Source organism: Massilia sp. GER05 (genome assembly GCF_052056005.1).
GTDB classification, from domain to species: Bacteria; Pseudomonadota; Gammaproteobacteria; order Burkholderiales; family Burkholderiaceae_D; genus Telluria; species Telluria orientalis.
The window spans coordinates 5,519,707-5,538,445 of record NZ_CP178858.1; the positions used below are offsets into that span (position 1 = coordinate 5,519,707).

Genomic DNA, 18,739 nt, shown 5'->3' on the forward strand with positions numbered 1-18,739 from the left:
ATTATTGTTGGATTGTCACGGCCCGGCCATCGTACACGAGATCGGCCGCCTTGCCCTCCCGGCCGACGATGACGACCTTGAACCGGCGCCGCGCCTGCATGCCGGGGAACGCGCCGCGGCGCTGCGCGATCGTCAGCTTGTGTGCCGCGTCGTCCCAGTGCATGCCGGTCAGTGCGTATTCGCCGCGCTCGTAGCCCCAGCCCTCACCGGCGTCCTCATAATACGTGTAGTCGCCGTCGGCGCCCGGGTAGATCCGCAGCTCGATCGGCGCATCGGGCCGTTCCGACGCATATTGCACGACGGGGCCCAGCGGGACGATGCTACCCGCCCGGACGTGCACCGGCATGCGGTCGATCGGCGCGGCCACCGCGACCGTGCGGCCGCCAGCCAGCCGCTCGCCGGTCCGGAAATCGAACCACGTGCCCGCCGGCAGATACACGTCGCGCGTGCGCGCCGCGCCCTCGATCGGCCGGGAGCCGGGGGCGAAATACATCGGCGTCGTCACGGGGCTCACCATGATGCCGTCGCCGAACAGCATCTGCGACTTGAGGTCGTGCGTGCGCGGGTCATTTGGGAACGCGAACGCCACCGGACGGATGAACGATGCGCCGCGCAGGTGCACGAGGCCGGCCTGCGAATAGATTGCCGGCAGCAGGCGGTAGCGCAGCTGGATGGCATCCACGATCGCGTCATAAAACGGCGTGCCCGGCGCGCCGAAGTGCCACGGCTCGCGCGGCGTGTCGGTGCCGTGGCTGCGGAACATGGGCAGGAAGACGCCGAGCTGCAGCCAGCGCGTGTAAAGCTCGCGGTAGCCCAGGTCGGCGGCGCCCTGGTCGAAGTCGCCGGCCATGAACCAGGGCCGGCCGCGGGCGACGAAGAATCCTCCGATGTCGAACGTGACGTAAGGGTTGCCCGATGCGCTGTAACTCTGGACCGCCGCGACCTGTTGCGCGAACACGGACCACGTGGCCGAGATGTCGCCGGTCCATGCGACGGCTCCCGCCGCCTGGCTGCCGGGATAGGCGGACCGCGTCAGGTTCACGAGGCGTTTGCCGGGCGCGTGCCTGCGCCAGTTGCGCATGAAATGCTGCGCGTCGACGAGCGCGTACGCGTTCAGGTACTGCGGATCCATGACGCGCGCCAGGCCGTCGACGTTGACGTCGTCCGCGCGCCCGGAACGCTTGGCATCCCACGTCCAGTCGGCGACTTCCGGCTCCGTCGAGTCGCACCACCACGCATCGATGCCGTGCCGGCCCAGGTATTTCCACACGTTGCTGAAATAGACGTCGGCCGCCTCGGGACGGAAGAAATCGACGTACGGCGTGCCGCCGCTCAGGTAGCCGCCGTCCTTCAGTTCCTTGCCCGGTGCATCGAGCGGGCTCGGATTCGGCCAGATCGAGATCATCACGTGCGCGTTCTCATCGTGCACGGCCTTCGTCATCGCCGCGATATCGGGATAGCGCGCCGCTTCCGGCACCGGGCTGCCCCAGTGGTCCGGCGTCCAGTAATTCCAGTCCTGCACGATGAGGTCGAGCGGGATGCGGCGCTTGCGGAATGCCTTCACCGTCTCGACGACTTCGTCCTGCGTCTTGTAGCGTTCCTTCGACTGCACGTAGCCGTACGCCCAACGCGGCAGCATCGTCGCGGCACCCGTCAGCTCACGGTAGCCTTCGACCGCGCCATCCATCGACGGCCCCAGGATGAAGTAGTAATCGAGATCGTCCACGACGTCGCTCGTCACCTGCATTCCCGTCTTCCCGTCCGCGAACGTCATGGCGCTGTACGTGTCGAACAGCACGCCGTAGCCGCGCGTTGACACGACGAACGGGATCGCGATGCGCAGGTTGTGCTGGTACAGGCGCCTGGTCTTGCCGCGCAGGTCGAGGTCGGCCGTCTCGTCGAAGCCCAGGCCGTACAGCGCTTCGTCGTCGCCCAGGCGGAACCGCGCCGTCGCCTTCCACGCGTCGCGGTCCTTCATTTGCACATACTTGCCGGCCACCTGCCGGTCGCCGTCGACCGTCTTGACGGTGGACACCGTGGCCGGATCGGGCGTCGACTTGAACACGGCGACGCGGTCGAACGCACGGGGCGCCGCATCGTCTTCGCGCAGCAGCACCGCGCCGGCCGCGTTGCGGAACGCGAGCGCGCCCGTCTTCCGGTTCACCGCGACGCCCGCCTGCGCCGAGCGCAGGATGCGGGCCTCGCCCTCGTCGCTGGCCGTGATCGCCCCCGGCTTGGCGGCGACCGGCACTCGCATGAGGTGGGCGGACGTCGACCAGTCCCCATTGCGCGTCGCCGTGACGTGCACGATGCGGTCGGTGACGAATTCGACCTTCACGCGGGTGTCGTCCACCCGGTATTCGATGCCGCTGCCGGACTCGCGCACGTCCCGGATCGCCGCGAACGCGGCGTCCCGGCACAGCAGCAACACGCACGCCGCCAGCGCGGCCCGCAGCGGCCGCCGCATCATTGCGCTCCTTGCGTCAGCGTGACCACGGCACCGCCGGAACCGGCGAGCTTGAGCTGCAGGCGGCTCTTGCCCGTCACGCGCGTGGTGCGCGCAGCGAGGTGGTTGCGGTCCTTGCCGTCTTCCAGGATGGCGGCCGAATAATTCGCGCCCGGCGCCAGGAAGTCCAGCGGCACGTCGACGGTGCGGCCCGACTCGTTCGTCATCGCGCCGATGTACCACGTGCTGCCCTTGCGGCGGGCGGTCACGATGTACTGGCCGATGTCGCCGTCCAGCACGCGCGTCTCGTCCCACGTGGTCGGCACGGCGCCGATGAACTTCGCGCCGTCGGCCCAGGTGCCGTCCGCGTTGCGGTAGGCGTCCGGGCTGTCGGCGACCATGCCGAACGGCGAATCGTACACGACGTACATGGCGACGGCCTGGCCGCGCGTCGTCTGCACGAACGGCTTCACGTTGCGGCGCTGGGCCATGAAGTCCTTCGCCGCGATCGAGCGGAAACCGCCCGGCGTGTAGTCGATCGGACCGAGGATCATGCGCGTGAACGGCAGGGTCACGTTGTGGGTCGCCGTGACGCGTGCGCTCCACTTGTTGTACTCGGCGCCCATCACGCCTTCCTGCGTCATGTAGTTCGGATAGGTGCGCGTGAGGCCGTCCGGCGGATACGCGCCGTGCAGGTCGACCATCAGGTGGTGCTTCGCGGCCTTCGACAGGATCTTGTGGTAGAAGGCCACCATGTCCTGGTCGGTGCGGTCCATGAAGTCGACCTTGACGCCCTTGATGCCCCACGATTCGTACAGTGCGAACGCGTCGTCCATCTGGCGGTCGAGCTGTTTCCACTGCAGCCAGACCCACACGCCGATGTTCTTCTGCTTCGCGTACTTGATGATCTCCTGCATGTCCATCGCGGGGACCGGCTTCAAGGGATTGGACGGCAGCGGTTGTTCGGAGCTGCCTTCGTACCAGCCTTCGTCGATCAGGATGTAGTCGAGGCCCAGGCTGGCCGCGAAGTCCGTATAGGCTTTATAGGTTGCGGTGTTGACGCCGGCGCCCGGCATGTCGACGGCCCAGCCGTTCCACCAGTCCCACGATGCCTTGCCCGGCTTGATCCAGCTGGTGTCCGCGATCGTCGACGGGCTGCCCAGCGTCGCGATCAGGCTGGATTGCGTCAGGCCGCCCGGCGTGTCGGCCACCATCACCACGCGCCACGGCGTGGCGAGGGGCGCGTCGGCCAGCATCGTGCGCACGGCCGGACCATGCACCTGCACGTCGCCGTCGTAATGCGGCGCCAGCACGACCGCGACGCCCAGGCCGCCGTCGCCGCGGCCGGAATAATACGCGCCGGCATAGCCGCGCTTGTCCGCTTCGGCGATGGCGAACGTGGTCTTCTTGTTGCCCGTCTTGCACACGAGCGGTGCGTCGAACGTGTGGTGCGGACGGATCGTCGATGCCGGCACGGGGTCGAACTCGCCCTCGTGCGAGCTGTCGAAGCGGCCCGGATTGAAGCCCCAGCAGCGGTAGTCGGCCGGGAAGTCGAAGCGCGTGGCCTCGCCGTTGATGCCCAGGTCGGCCACCTGCTGGCGCGGCAGCACGTAGCGGAACGCGACGCCGTCGTCGTAGGCGCGGGCGACGAGATTGACCTTGACCGGCTTGTCCTTGCCGGCCAGTTGCAGCTCGACCTGGCTGTAGCGGTCCGCGACGCTGGCGGCCTTGCCGGCAACGGGGTGCCACGTCTCGTCGACGGTCTTGTTCTCGACGCCGGTGACGCGCAGGGTGGTGCCGTCCAGCGCGCCCTGGGTCGTGGAGAGGCCGAGCGGGGATTGCGCGATGACGGTCACGCCGTCGCGGATGACCGTGTAGGCCAGCTGGCCGTCGGCGGCGGTGAGTTCGATGCGGGTGCGGTGGTCCGGCGACACGACCGTGTACGGCGCGGCGGCGTGCGCCGGCATGGCGGCGGCGATGGCGGCGAACGCCGGGATCAGGTGTACGTGTTTCATGTTCAGGCGACTTTCAGCGTGATTGCATACGGAAGTGCGGCGCGTTCGCGCGGCAGCGTGACCTGCAGGCCCTCGGCCGTCTGGTGGAACGCGAGCACGCCGCCGCCCACGAGTTCGACGCGGGACACGGCCTTCCTGAGGTGCTCGCCGCCGGCGCGCATGGCCTTGATGGTCACGGTGCCGTCTTCCGGCCAGCCCATCACGAACGCGTACACGGCGTCCTTGCCGGTCGTGAAGCGGATGTCCGCGGCGGAGAACGGCTTGCCCTTGCCTTCGTTGAAGCCGGGGCCGGACATCGGCGCCGCGGCCGCCTCCGCCACCGGGCCTTCGCCGTACAGCGCCCACGGGCGCGAATCGTAGATGCCTTCGCCGTTGACGGCCATCCAGCGGCCGATTTCCTCGACGATGGCGCGTTCCTGCTCGTCGATCGTGCCGTCGCCGCGCACGGGCACGGACAGCAGCAGGTTGCCGTTCTTGCTGACGATGTCGATCAGCGTGTGCACCACGGTCTGCGCGCTCTTGTACGCCTTGCGGTCGTAGATGCGGCGGTCATAGTGCCAGCTGCCGATGCAGGTGCAGGTCTGCCACGGCAGCGGTTCGATGCGCGGGCTCTGGCCCCGCTCGATGTCCCACACCATCGACTTGCGCTGCACCTCGTCGAGGATCTTGCCGTTGACGACGGCTTCGACCTTGCCGTGCTTCGCGACGCTGCGGTTGTACATGTGCGCGGCCAGGCGCATGCCGATGTCGCTGACCGGATACAGGGGCAGCACCGTGTCGTCGTAATACACGAGGTCCGGGTCGTAGTTGTCGAGCAGGTCGACGGTGCGGTTGTACAGCTTGTCCGCATACGCCTTGTCCGGCGGGAGCACGCCGCCGCCCCATGCCCAGCGCTGGTCGGTGCTGCCGCCGTCGCGGCTGACTGGGTGGTTCTGCGCGTACAGCGCCTGCGGATCCAGCCCGTTCCACCACTGGCCTTTGCCGTCGGCCTTCTTCAGCCGGCCGTCGTACGGCACCCCGGCCAGCGGGCCGGTCTTGTCGGCGCCCTGCGCCGTCTCGTACCAGTTCCATGCGTGGGCCGCGTGCACGGACACGCCGAAGCGCAGGCCGTGCTTGCGGGCCGCGTCGCGCCAGCCGCCGACCAGGTCCTTGCCCGGCCCCAGCTTCGTCGAATTCCACTCGGGCTGGTAGCGGCTCTTGTACAGGTCGAAGTTGTCGTGATGGTTCGCCAGTGCGACGAAGTACTTCGCGCCGGCCTTCTTGTACAGGCCCACGAGTTCGTCCGGATTCCAGCGCTGCGCCTTCCAGCGATGGATCACGTCCTTGAAGCCGAACTTCGACGGATGACCGTATTTCGCGACGTGGTATTGATAGTGATCGCTGCCCTCCTCGTACATGCCGCGCGCGTACCAGTCGCCGTGCTCCGGCTCGCATTGCGGGCCCCAGTGCGCCCAGATGCCGAACTTGGCGTTGCGGAACCAGTCCGGGGTTTCGTATCTGGACAGCGAGGGCCAGGTCGGTTCGAACGGGCCGGTTGCCATGGGCACGCGGGCGCCGGCGGCGCCGGCATACGGGGACACGGCGAGCGCCGGGATGGCGGCCGCCATGTGCTGCAGGAGTTCACGTCGTTTCATCGGTATCTTTCCAAGGTAGGTGACGGCCGCTCGACAGGCGGCTCTTCGACTATCCACGGGATGGTGCCCGTGGCCCCGGACGCCCGCAATTATCAAATCTGCCAGAAGCCATTACGATTTTCGTATAGGTTCGCCGGTAATTTGCGCCAGGAGTTCGGCGTGGTCCGGCATCGCGCCGACCACCTGCCGGATCGTCGCGTGCACCTTGCGGAAGTGGTCCAGCAGGCGCGGCTGGTCCATGCGGTCGAGCAGCGGGTCGGTCCGCTCGGGGCGGATGCCGTGGCCCAGCATCATCGACGCGTACGAATCGGCCTGGAACCCTTCCTTGTCGTAGATGGTGATGCGGCCGGACGTGCGGAACAGGTCGATCTGGTGCTGCAGCGTGTCGGGGATGGGCATATTGGCGCAATAGCGCCAGAACTCGGAATCGGTGCGGTTCGTCAGCTTGTAGTGCAGGACGATGAAGTCGCGCACGAATTCGTAGCGCTGCGCGACGAGGCGGTTGAATTCGTCGGCGAGTTCCGGATTGCAGTCGCGGTCCGGGAAATACTGGATCAGCCAGCCGACCGCCAGTTCGATGATGTTGATGCTGGTCGATTCGAGCGGTTCGAGGAAGCCGCTCGACAGGCCCACCGCCACGCAGTTCTTGACCCACGACTTGCGCCGCCGGCCCGTCGTGAAGCGCAGCTGGCGCGGCGCGTGCAGCGCCTCGGTGTCCAGGCCGTCCAGCAGCACGCGTCCCGCCTCGTCGTCCGACATGAACGCATTGCAGTACACGTGGCCGTTGCCGTTGCGGTGCTGCAGCGGGATGCGCCACTGCCACCCGGCCGGCTTCGCCGTCGAGCGCGTGTATGGCGTGAGCTTGTCGGCCAGCGCGCTGGGCACGGCCTGGGCGCTGTTACAGGGCAGCATGGCGCTCCAGTCCTCGTAGCCAGCCTGGTACACGCCTTCGATCAGCAGGCCGCGGAACCCCGTGCAGTCGACGAACAGGTCGCCCTCGATGCGGCGGCCGTCCTTCAGCTGCAGCGCGGTGATGAAGCCCGTCTCCGGGTGCTGCTCGACGTGGCCGACCGTGCCCTCGACGCGCTGCACGCCGCGCGCCATCGCGTACTCGCGCAGGTACAGGGCATACAGGCCCGCGTCGAACTGGAAGGCGTACGAATACGCATTGGTGGGGCCGGGCTGGTCGCCGTGCGGCGGCACGAACTTGTTCTGGTGGGCCATCGCCGTCGAGATCGACCATTCCTCGTACGACGGCATGTCCGGATTGTCGCGCGCGAGATGCAGCCAGACCATGAAGGCCGGGCGGTTTTCGATGGCCGGACCGAAATCGCTGAAGCCGTGGAAGAACCGGTTGCCGAGATGGCCCCAGTCGCGGAAGTCGATGCCCAGCTTGAACGTGGCCTTCGTGCGCCGCACGAAGTCGGCGCCGTCGATGCCGAGCGCGTGGTTGTAGTAGCGGATCGTCGGCAGCGTGGATTCGCCCACGCCGACGGTGCCGATCTCCGGCGACTCGACGAGGACGATCTCGCAGGACGCGCCCAGCTTCAGCGCCAGCGGCGCGGCGGTCATCCAGCCGGCGGTACCGCCGCCCACGATGACGATTTTACGAATGGCCTTGTCGGGCATAATTTTCTCCAGTTCGGAAACGCAAAAACCTCCCGCGACCGGCCGGGTCGCGGGAGGCGTATGACTCACGGGGCGGCTATCAGAAAGTGTAGCCCATCCGCACCGTGTAGCGGCGGCCCGTGTAGAACGTGCCGCGTTCCATCATGCCGATATTCTGCTGCATGAACTGCTTGTACAGCGCATTGGTCAGGTTGGACGCCTCCACCGAGATGTTCAGGTGCTCGTTGACGTTGTAGTGGACGCCGGCGTCCAGCTGGCCGTAGGCACCGCCCCAGACCGGCAGCGCATAACCGACCGAACTGCCCTGGTGGTAGGTCGGGCTGTCCGGATTGCCGTCGATACCGTCGCTGCCGGTCGTGCCGAAGGCGTTGACCGCCTGCAGGTACTTCGTGCGCCAGCTGTAGGCCAGGCGACCGGACCACGGGCCCTTGTCGTACAGCAGGGCCAGGTTGTACGAGTTCTTCGACAGCCCGATCAGCGGCGTGTTGTCCGCGTTCAGCAGGCGGCCGTCCGTGTCGCAACCGGAGAGATCGCGGGCCAGGTTCGCGTTCAGCGTGCCCTTCGGCGTGCACCAGCCGTTCACCAGCGACTTGCCCATGTTCTGGCGGCTGTCGACGTACGTGTAGTTGGCCGACACGCCGAAGCCGGACAGCAGGCCAGGCAGCTTGTCGAAATACTGCTGGTAGCCGATTTCCGCGCCGTTCAGGCGGCCCGACGCGCCGTTGACCGGCGACGTGATCAGGAAGTCATGCGGCGTTCCCGTCGTGTCGTTCACCGTGTACGCCGACGTCTTGCCGATGATGATGTCCTTCAGGCGCTTGTTGAACAGGGCCAAAGTCAGCGAGTTGCCCTTGCCGAAGTAGTACTCGGCCGTCAGGTCGAAGTTGGTCGACGTGACGGGCTTCAGCACCGGATTGCCGCGGGCGGTGCCCTGGTAATCGATCGAGTCCACCACCGACTGGCCGTTTTCCTGGTGCGTGTTCACCTTCTGTTCCAGCGTCGTGTAGGCCTGCATCTGGTAGAAGTCCGGACGCGTCATGCCTTTCGAGTACGCGGCGCGGAACTGCAGCTCGTCGCTGGCCTTCATGCGCAGGTTCAGGCTGGGCAGGACGTTCGTGTACTTGTGGTTGAAGTCGCGCTTGTCCGCCAGGCGCGGGATCAGCGGCACCACCGGCAACGGGTTCTGCGGCGGATCGAACAACGTATAGCCGGTCGCCGCCATGTCGGTGCGCACGACGCGCACGCCTACGTTACCGTCCACCGGGAAGCGCAAGGTGTCGACGCCGAAGCGCAGCTGCGCGTACGCGGCCTTGGTCTTCTCATGCTGGCCGTTCAGTCCCTTGTCGTCGCCGTAGGCGGCCGGGTTCCAGGTTTGCGAGCACGGTTGCTTGCAGACCGCTTGCGTGTAGCTGTGCAGGGTGGTGAAGGACGCCGGCGGGCCGCCCGCCAGCAGCCCCTGGTTCGGGACGACGACGGCCGGCGGCATCCCGGCCTTGCCGCCGAAGAAGTTTGCGAACTGCGCCGTCGCGACGTCGTTCGGCATGCGCAGGTTCGGCTTGCTCAGCCAGGCGAAGTCGGACAGCGGTTGCCAGCCGTTGCCGGTGGTGTCGACCGACCACGTCTGCGAGATCTGGGCCCAGTCGCTGTCGTGCGTCGAGCGCGTCATCGCGTCGCGGTTGGTGAAGCGCACGCCGAAACGCAGGTCGTTCAGCACGGTGCTGTCGAACGTGAACTTGGCGTCCAGACGCGCCGCGTTCTGGGTCGCGATCGACTCGTCGCGGTGTTCCTGGGTGAAGCTCCAGTAGTAGTGGTTCGGATCGGCCAGGTAAGCGGTGTCCGCGGCGTCGAACGACAGCGTCGGCGGCGACGTGGTCACGTTCGTGGTCAGCTTCGGCAGGAACGTGCCGATACCCAGCGTGTTGTCGTACCCCACCGACGAGGCGGAAGTGTGCTGCAGGTCGGCGGTCAGGGTCCACTGGTCGGTGGCGCGCCATTGCGTGTTCCAGGCGATGTCGGTCGTATCGGACTTGCGGGCCGCGACGCGGCTCTGGGTACCGATGCTGACGCCCGGATTCGACGGATCGCGCACGACGCCCCGCAGCAGTACGCCGCGGCTGTCGAATTCGGCGCCGGCATCCAGCATCGCCGCGGACGGGGGCGTGTTCTGGGACACCGACGTTTCCGTCGTGGTCATGTCGTACTTCGAGCGGAAATAGGTCAGGTAGGACGACAGCTTGTCCTTCTTCCACTGCAGCGCGCCGTACAGGCCGTCGCGGTCGCGGTCGAAGTTATTGGTGGTCCAGCTGGCACCGTTCGTGATCCAGCGCGTGGCGCCGCTCTTGTCGCCCACGACGGCATCGGTGCGCGGGATGTACGGGCTGAGGCTCGTGCCGTCGCTGCGCGTGCGCATGCGCGAATGGGCGACGTCGACCAGCGCACCGAACTGGCCGTAATCCGTGTTCCAGCGGTTGGACAGCAGGCCGGAGAACGCCGGTGCATTCTTGCCGCGCAGTTGCGAACGCGACGCTTCGACCGACACGGCGCCCTTGCTGCCCTTGTAGTCGAACGGCAGCGCGGTACGCAGGTTCACGAGGCCGCTGATGCCGCCTTCGATCTGCTCGGCCGACGGGTTCTTGTACACGTCCAGGCCGGTCATCAGCTCGGGCGGCACGTCCTCGAAACTGAGCGAGCGGCCGCCGTTCGCGGAGAACGAATCGCGGCCGTTCAGTTCCGAACGCACGTACGTCAGGCCGCGGATGGCCACGCCCGTGCCTTCGGCGGCGAAGTGCTGGATGCCGTCGCCCACGCCCTGCTGCGGGTCGACGCGGTTCAGCGTGCGGTCGATCGTGATGCCGGTGACGCGCTGCAGCACCTCGGTCACGGACTTGTCGGGCAGCTTGCCGATGTCGTCGGCGACGATCGAGTCGACGATCTCGTCCGCATTCTTCTTACGGGCGGCGGCCGATTCCAGTGCGGCCCGCTGGCCCACGACGACGACGGTGGTCGTGTCGTCCCTCTTCACGGCGTCGGCCGCGTACGCGCCGTGCGCGAACATGGCCCCGCTGGCCATCAGCACGAACTGCGCTGCCCCGGTCGCGATGGCGGTTCTTTGGAACTGCTTCACTTGGTATTCTCCTCTGCGTTTTTGTGCGTCCGTTCTTATCGGAATGCCGAAAGACGGCATGTACCGCTTAATGGCGGTGCAACAATTTTGATCAGGAGCAACCGGTGGAACAATTGTGAAAATCACCAGCGCGACACATGAAAATTGCGATGTGTATGGCTTGCGCAACGACTTCACTCATGGCGCTGCGGTTTCCTGCACAGGATCGGCGGGCGGGTCCTGCTGCTCCGCCAGCGTGCGGAAGGCCTTCGGGGTGCACCCGTATTCCTCCTTGAACAGCTTGTTGAAGTACGAGACGTTGGCATACCCGACCGAGTACGCGATCTCCGCGACGGTCGTCTCGTTTTTCTCGGTGAGCAGCCGTGCCGCCTCGGTCAGGCGCAGCTTGTTCAGGTAACTGGTGAACGTCATGCCGAGTTCCGATTTCAGCACGTCGTTGACCTTGGTGCGGTTCGTCCCCGTGGCGGCGACGACGCCTTCGAGGTCCAGTTCCGGATTCGTGTAATTCGTCGCGATGAACTTCAGCACCGCCGCCTTTTCCTTGTCGCGGTAAGGCTCCAGCGTCAGCTGGCGGTAGGCGACGAGCGGCAGGTCCTTCTTGAGCTGCGCGTCCACGCTCGCGAGCATCGCGCGCGCGTGGCCGCGGAAGAACCACACGCCGAACGCGACCCAGCCCGCCGTCACGAGGCCCGCCAGCCAGGCCAGGTAGCGGTAGTCGCGGCCACGCAGCGTGATCCAGCTGATCTCGACGTGGGCCGGAACGCCGCGCGGACTCTGCGGCGTCGCGCCGAAGACCATGCGCTCCACGCGGTCGAGCCGGTAATCCTGGCGCGCCAGGTCGCGATGCACCGCGTCGAACCACCATGGGGGTATCGTCAGCCGCGTCAGGTCGAGCGTGACCGGCACGCCCGCCTCGTTGCACGAGAAATAGGTCGTGGCGGGCGGATAAGTCAGGTAATTCCCGCGCTGTGACACGTGCTCGTCGAAGCTCGAGACGATGAACATCATCGAATTGGCGGGCGCGCATTTCGCGACGAACGAGATAGTGCTGTACATCGACAGGTCGGCCTGCAGGGGCCGGCCCTCGCCGTCGCTTGCCAGCAGGTCCGCGGACGCGTTCGGATCCGGATCGGCCGCCGGCAGGTTCAGGTCGAAGCGCAGCTTGTCGCGCGCCGTGGCGTCGACCTGGACCATCGGCGGGTACCACTGCTTCGCCGTGACGCCGACGCGCCAGCGGAGCGCGCCGGCATCGCCGGCATCGCCGGCCTCCCGCGCCAGCGGCAGCTGCTGCGACAGATAGCTGCGGTCGACGAGCACGATCGCCAGCAGCGCGTCCGCGAGCACGATCAGCATGAACGCGTACAACGCCTTCTTATAAAACTCTTGCATATGGCATGGTGGGTGATTGTCTCCGGCCGTCACCTCTCATGGGGACGTCGCTGGAATCATAACAGCCCACTCACGCCGGATCGCGGTTTCGTCGCCGCGTTGCAGTTACGCAACGGGGCGACGCTCACCGGTCAGGGCGCCGCGCGCGTGCGCAGGGGCTTGCCGTGGACGTCGTACGACGCCGCTTCCAGGCGCACCGTCGTCTCCTGCGCCTTGTCGTCCGCCGCGCTGGCCGCGAGGATGACCCGGTAGTCGCCCGCCGCCACATTCCACCGCTTCGTGGGCGCGTCGTAGACGGCCAGCAGGCGCGGATCGACGGTCACGGACGCCTGCGCGGCGGCGCCGGGCCGCACGTCCACCTTCGCGAAGCCGCCCAGGCGCTTCGGCGCCTCCCAGCGCGCGCCCACGGGCGCCACGTAGATCTGCGCCACTTCCTTGCCCGCCCGCTTGCCCGTGTTCGCGACGGTGAACGACGCGGTCACGATGCCGTCGCTGACGGTGGCCTTCAGGCCGGACAACGTGAAGTCCGTGTAGGACAGGCCGTGCCCGAACGGGAACAGCGGCTTCAGGCCTTTCAGGTCGAACCATTTGTAGCCGACGGCCGCGCCTTCGTGGTAGTCGACGTCGAAGCGGCGTTCGTTCCCGTCCAGATAACCGTCCAGCACGGGACGCGGCAGTTGCGCCGTCGATGCCGGGAACGTGGCCGGCAGGTGGCCGGACGGGTTGGCTTCGCCGAACAGGATGCCCGCGATGGCCTCGCCGCCGCTCGTGCCCGGATACCACGCTTCCAGCACCGCGGCCACGTTCGACAGCCACGGCATGGCGACGGGGCCGCCCGTCTCCAGTACCACCACCGTGCGCGGATTGGCCGCGGCCACGGCCGCGATCAGGTCGTCCTGGCCGGCCGGCAGGGACAGGTCGGGCGCGTCCACGCCCTCGCCCGTCCACTGGGTCGCGAACACGACGACGGCGTCGGCCTCGCGCGCCAGCGCAGCCGCCGCGGCGCGGTCGGCGCCGTCGGCATACGTGACCGTCGCGCCGGGCGCGCGCCGGCGGATCGCTTCCAGCGGCGCCGACGGGTAATACATGACCGGGCCGGGCCAGGACGTCGGCGCGATGCCCGGCACCGCATTGCCGCCGGCCGGGTACACGAGCGACGAGCCGCCGCCCGCCAGCACGCCCTTGTCCGCGTGGCCGCCGACGACGGCGATCCGCTTCACGGCCGGGGCCAGGGGCAGCGCGCGCGCGGCATTCTTCAGCAGGACCATGCCTTCCTGCGCATCCTTGATCGACACGGCCGCATGGGCCTTGAAGTCGATAGCCTCCGGCGCCGGCGCCACGGGGTGGTCGACGACGCCGTGCTCGAACATCGAGCGCAGGATGCGGCGCGCCATGTCGTCCAGGCGCGCCTGCGGTACCCAGCCGTTCGCGACGGCTTCCTTCAGCGGCGCGCCGAAGTAGTCGGCCAGGTCGAACGGCATGCCCGACTGCTGGTCCAGGCCGGCGTTCGCCGCCGGCACCGTGCTGTGGACGGCGCCCCAGTCCGACATGACCCAGCCCTTGAAGCCCCAGTCGCCCTTCAGCACGTCGGTCAGCAGCCAGCGGTTCTCGCACGAGTAGGCGCCGTTGACGCGGTTATAGGCGCACATCACGGCGCCGGGATTGCCCTCCTCGTTCGCGATCTGCAGCGCCAGCAGGTCGGACGTCACTGCGGCCTGCTCGGAGATCAGGACGTTCAGCGTCGTGCGGCCCGCCTCCTGGTCGTTCAGCGCGAAGTGCTTCAGCGTGGAGACGACGTGGTTCGACTGGATGCCACGGATCTGCGCGCCGACCATGCGGCCGGCCAGCAGCGGGTCCTCGCCGCCGTATTCGAAATTGCGCCCGTTGCGCGGATCGCGCATCAGGTTGACGCCGCCCGCCAGCAGCACGTTGAAGCCATAGGCGCGCGCTTCCGCGCCGATCATCGCGCCGCCCGCGTAGGCGGTGTCGACGTCCCACGTGGCCGCCGTGTTCAGGCCGGACGGGAGCGCCGTCGCCGGGCGCACGTTCGGGCCGGCCTGGCTGGCGACGCCGAGGCCGGCGTCCGTTTCCCACAGGTGCGGGATGCCCAGGCGCGGCACGCCGTAGATGAAACCCGCCGACTGGTCGTGCGACGGCGCCGGGCGCTTCATCTTCTTGCCATCATTGTCCATGCCAAAGTAGCCGAAGACGAGCTTCAGTTTTTCGTCCTGCGTCATTTCGCGCAGCACGAGGGCGGCCCGCTCGTCCGCCGGAAGCTTCGCATTCATCCATGGCTCGGCGGCGAGCACGCTGCCGCAGCAGACGGCGGTGGCGCACAGCAGTGCGATCCTGTTCCTGATGGTGGCGAGACGGTCCACGTGCAGCTCCTCTTGCAAAAAGGGGAGATGGTAGCCGGGTCGGGCCCGGAACGGCACACGAAAATCGCGCGGGCGGCACATGAAATCGCAGCATCGGCAGAAATCATTGCCGCACTCCACCATTTTCATAATTGCGCCGTGCGCGCGCCCGTGACGACAATCCCTTTTATTTCAAGGGGTTTCCCATGCGCAAACTGTTGTTGACACTGTTCTTCCTCGCCGCCGGCGCCCAGGCGCAGACGGCCGTGATTCCGCTCTGGCCGGAAGGCGTGCCGAACGCGAAAGCGAATCCCGGCCCGGAAAAGATCGACGGGACCTTCATCAGCAACGTCTCGCAGCCGTCGCTGACCTATTACCCCGCCGCCGCGGGCCACGCCGCGAAGACCGCGGTCATCATCTGCCCGGGCGGCAGCTACCAGTTCCTGGCGGCGGACCATGAAGGCAGGCAGTACGCGCAGTGGTTGTCCAGCCTTGGCGTCGCCGCCTTCGTGCTGAAGTACCGGCTGGCGGACTACGGCCACCCGGCGCCGCTGCAGGACGTGCTGCGCGCGCTGCGCACCGTGCGCGCGCATGCCGCCGACTACGGCGTGGCGCCCGACCATGTCGGCGTGATGGGCAGCTCGGCCGGCGGGCACCTGGCCGCCAGCGCGGCCACGCTGTTCGACGACCCGGCAGGCCGCACGGGCGCCGCGCTGGATGCCGTCAGCGCGCGCCCCGACTTCGCGCTGCTGGTGTACCCGGTGATCACCCTGATGCCGCCGTTCGCGCACGAAGGCTCGCGCTACGCCCTGCTGGGCGCCCATCCGGCGCCGGAACAGGTGAAGGCGATGTCGGTGGAGACCCGCGTGACCGCGCAGACGCCGCCCGTCTTCCTCGTCCACGCGCAGGACGACGGCGCCGTCCCGGTCGAGAACAGCATCCTGTTCTTCCAGGCCCTCACCCGCGCCAAGGTGCCGGCGGAGATGCACCTGTTCGAGCGCGGCGGCCACGGTGCCGGCATGGGCGCCGGCCACGGCGACTTCTCGCTGTGGCCGAAGCGCGCCGAGGAGTGGCTGCGTGACCGCAAGCTGATCCAATAATCGGCGCGTCGGAATTCGGGGTCAGAGCACCGCCGCCGTGCGGCTCCGGACTCTGACCCCTGCTGCTTAGAACTGCATCCGCAGGCCGAGATTGATGCGGCGGCCGTCGTTTTCCAGCGTGAGGAACTGGCTGTCGTTGTTGGCGTACTCGTGCACCTTGGCGTTCGTCAGGTTGATGGCGTCCAGGTACAGCGACAGTTGCGGGGTCAGGTTGTAGCGCAGGCTCGCATCCGTCTGGCCGTAGGCCGCGCGGTTGCGCGGCAAGGTGCTGCCGCCGCCGCAATCGATGGAGAAGTGATTGCGCCAGTTATAGCTGGCCCGTGCCTGGAACTTGCTGTTCTCGAAGAACAGCGACGCGTTGTACGACTGGCGCGACAGGCCCGGATAGCCGCAGGTCACGGGACCCTCGGACGAATCGCGATTCGCTTCCGCATCCACGTACGTGTAGTTCGCCGTCACGCCGAAGCCTTCCAGCAGCGGATGGATGTTGTCGAACGCGTACTGGCCAGCGAGTTCCGCGCCCTTGATCGTGCCCTTCTGGCCGTTGCGGACACGGGTGTCGTGCACGATCTCGTTCGGGTACTGGGGCAGCTTCGTGTCCTGCAGCGACGTCTCCAGGAAGTCCGACACCTTCTTCATGAACAGGGCGGCGCTGACGTAGTTCGTCTTCGACAGGTACCATTCGTACGACACGTCCAGGTTATTCGAACGCATCGGCTTCAGGTACGGGTTGCCGCCGCCGCTCGTGACATAGCCGGTACGGCCGCCATACGAATTGCTGACGCCCATCTGGTTCAGCGTCGGACGGGTCAGCGTCTTCGACGCGCCGAAACGCAGCAGCATGTCGGACGTGAGGTCGAACTTGAGGTTGGCGGACGGCAGCCACGCGTTGTAGCTGTTGTCGACCGAATTCGTCTGCATCGGGCCCCAGTTCTGGATATAGGTCGTGTCGTTCGGGCTTTGCACGGCCGACAGCAGGATACGGCTGGTGCCCGAGGACTGCGACTTCACGTGCATGTAGCGCAGGCCCAGGTCGCCGGACCAGCCCTCGCCTTCCCACCTCGACTGGACGAACGCGTTCGCCACCTTCTCGCGCACTGCCCACAGCGACGGCTTCGTGTAGTCGATCGCCATCGGGCCGTTCGGGAAGACCGACTTGTCGGCGTAATGGGCCGGGTCGTTCGATTGCGGGATCAGCGACGGCTGGTTCAGGTAAGCCATGTACTCGTACGGATCGAAGCTCAGGAAGTTCGCCGGCACGCCGCCGCCGCTGCCGAACGGATTGCCCAGCGGCGTCACGGTGAACAGCGACGACGGCAGCGACACGTGGTAGCCGGAGAAGGCGTTCCACGAATCGGAGCTCCACTGGATGTGCTCGACCTTGCGCTGCGAGTACGCGGTCCCCATCTGGAGGCCCTTGAACCAGCCCATGTCCGTGTTCCAGGTGGCGTTCAGGCGGCCTTCGTGCAGGTTGTCGTGGTTCGAGGCGATGGTGTTCCCGACCGCGTGGGCGCGCACGGCCGACGGATCTGCGATACCGTCGCCGAAGTTCACGGTCGGCGTCGAGCCGAACGTCAGCACGTCGCCGTTCTTCGGCACCATGCCGGCCACGATCCACAGGTCGGGATAGCCGATCGCCGTGCGCGACGACGACAGGTCGGCTTCCAGTTTCCAGTCCGGCGACAGGTTCCACTTCGAATTCAGGCCGTAGGCCAGCGTGGTCGACAGGCGGTCGCCGCCCTTGACGATCATGTCGTTCGAGTTCGCCTCGGTCAGGATGCCCGCCGCGGCCAGGCCCGGGTTGTTGGCGACGAAGTTCGAGCCCGGACGGTCGAAACCCGTCACCTGGCCGTTCGCGTCGGTCTTCACGTTCAGCTGGGTCGGATTCATCCAGTCGCTGATGGCGATCACCTTGTTACGCTGGTTCAGGCGCGAATACAGGGCGTCGGCCGTGATCTTCCAGTCGCGCGACGGGTTGTACTGCACCGTCGTGTTGGCGACGAGGCGCTTGCGGCTTTCGTCCTCGTTCTGGAAGCCGTAGCTTTGCGGCATGAGCAGCTTCTTCGTCGTGACGTCGGCGGCCGTGAGCCCCTTGGAATTCAGGTTGCCGTTGATCGTCTTCACGTCCAGCAGGTTCCACGCGTCGTTGAGCGCCTTGTACTGGCGCGAGGCGCGGTCCGTGTACGACAGCGAGCCGGACACGCCGAAGTTCTTTTCCGCGTTCGCGTACGAGTACAGGGCGCTGAGGTTCGGCGTGTTCTTGCGCGAATTCGAGTCCCACGAATCCGACACGTTGACGACGGTCGAGCTGCCGGCCTTGCCGGACAGCGGGCGCGCCGTCTGGATGTCGACCGTCGAACCGATGCCGCCTTCCGGCAGGAAGGCCTGCGAGGTCTTGTACACGATGGCCTTGGAGATCAGGTCGGACGACAGCACGTCGAACGAGAACTCGCGGCCGCCCGTATCGCTCGTCATCGTGCGGCCGTTGATCAGGACGTTGTTGAATTCCGGACCCAGGCCGCGCACGGAGATGTAGCGGCCCTCGCCGTTGTTGCGCTGGATCTGCACGCCCGTCACGCGCTGCAGCGACTCGGCGATGTTCGTGTCCGGGAACTTGCCCGCATCCTCCGCCGACACGGCATCGACGACGCCGTCCTGCAGCCGCTTCGTCATCAGCGACGAGCTGAGTGACGCGCGGATGCCGCTGACGACCACCTGCTGCACTTCGCCGCCCGCGGGCTGCGCGGTCGCCGTCTGCGCGCCGGCATAGCCGGTGATGCACAGTTCGGCGATGACCGTCGCGAGTACGGTCTTGCTGATCCGGTTCTTGATCATGTTCTTGTCTCCAATCTCCGTTATTTGAATGTGTGATTCCTGCAAGGCGGCGACAACGTTGTCGCAAAACGGCGCAAAAAGGGGGCTCCGGCGCCGTGATCGCCGTGGTCTTTACGCCCACCGAGTTTTATTGTACGTAGCAGTGCGATCGTTGCCTCTATGGCTTCTTTACGCTCTGGCATGCCAAAAACATATAAGACGATGCGCACC

At 66.9% G+C, this 18,739-nt stretch carries 9 protein-coding genes; 1 reads left to right on the forward strand and 8 read right to left on the reverse strand.

Annotated features, from left to right (window positions below):
• Window position 1: 1 nt before the first annotated feature.
• From ACL58G_RS24435 to ACL58G_RS24465, 7 genes are all read right to left on the reverse strand, one after another.
• Window positions 2–2,470 (reverse strand): TIM-barrel domain-containing protein, encoded by a 2,469-nt coding sequence (locus ACL58G_RS24435; protein WP_440963465.1) that lies wholly within the window; start codon window positions 2,468–2,470, stop codon window positions 2–4.
• Complete coding sequence (locus ACL58G_RS24440) at window positions 2,467–4,461, reverse strand: glycoside hydrolase family 97 protein (RefSeq protein WP_440963466.1); 1,995 nt, start codon at window positions 4,459–4,461, stop codon at window positions 2,467–2,469. Before ACL58G_RS24440 ends, ACL58G_RS24435 begins: the two co-directional genes overlap by 4 nt.
• A gap of 2 nt (window positions 4,462–4,463) precedes the next feature.
• Window positions 4,464–6,095 (reverse strand): alpha-L-fucosidase, encoded by a 1,632-nt coding sequence (locus tag ACL58G_RS24445; protein WP_440963467.1) that lies wholly within the window; start codon window positions 6,093–6,095, stop codon window positions 4,464–4,466.
• Window positions 6,096–6,206: 111 nt separating this feature from the next.
• Window positions 6,207–7,724, reverse strand: a complete 1,518-nt coding sequence (locus ACL58G_RS24450) for a tryptophan halogenase family protein (protein ID WP_440963468.1) — start codon at window positions 7,722–7,724, stop codon at window positions 6,207–6,209.
• Window positions 7,725–7,803: 79 nt separating this feature from the next.
• The gene (locus ACL58G_RS24455; RefSeq protein ID WP_440963469.1) at window positions 7,804–10,848 is read right to left on the reverse strand and encodes a TonB-dependent receptor; all 3,045 of its coding nucleotides are present in this window, start codon (window positions 10,846–10,848) and stop codon (window positions 7,804–7,806) included.
• A gap of 177 nt (window positions 10,849–11,025) precedes the next feature.
• A complete protein-coding gene (locus ACL58G_RS24460) occupies window positions 11,026–12,237 on the reverse strand; it encodes a helix-turn-helix domain-containing protein (protein WP_413387982.1) in 1,212 nt (403 codons plus the stop codon).
• 131 nt (window positions 12,238–12,368) lie between these two features.
• Window positions 12,369–14,525, reverse strand: coding sequence for a glycoside hydrolase family 3 C-terminal domain-containing protein (locus tag ACL58G_RS24465; RefSeq protein WP_413389099.1), 2,157 nt, complete (start codon window positions 14,523–14,525; stop codon window positions 12,369–12,371).
• A 275-nt stretch (window positions 14,526–14,800) separates the two neighbouring features.
• On the opposite strand from ACL58G_RS24465, the gene ACL58G_RS24470 reads away from it, so the two are divergent.
• Entirely contained in the window at window positions 14,801–15,694 is an 894-nt protein-coding gene (locus tag ACL58G_RS24470) for an alpha/beta hydrolase (RefSeq protein ID WP_413387981.1), read from the forward strand.
• A 66-nt stretch (window positions 15,695–15,760) separates the two neighbouring features.
• Here the strand turns inward: ACL58G_RS24470 and ACL58G_RS24475 are convergent, their stop codons facing one another.
• A complete protein-coding gene (locus ACL58G_RS24475; RefSeq protein ID WP_440963470.1) occupies window positions 15,761–18,529 on the reverse strand; it encodes a TonB-dependent receptor in 2,769 nt (922 codons plus the stop codon).
• Window positions 18,530–18,739: the final 210 nt, after the last annotated feature.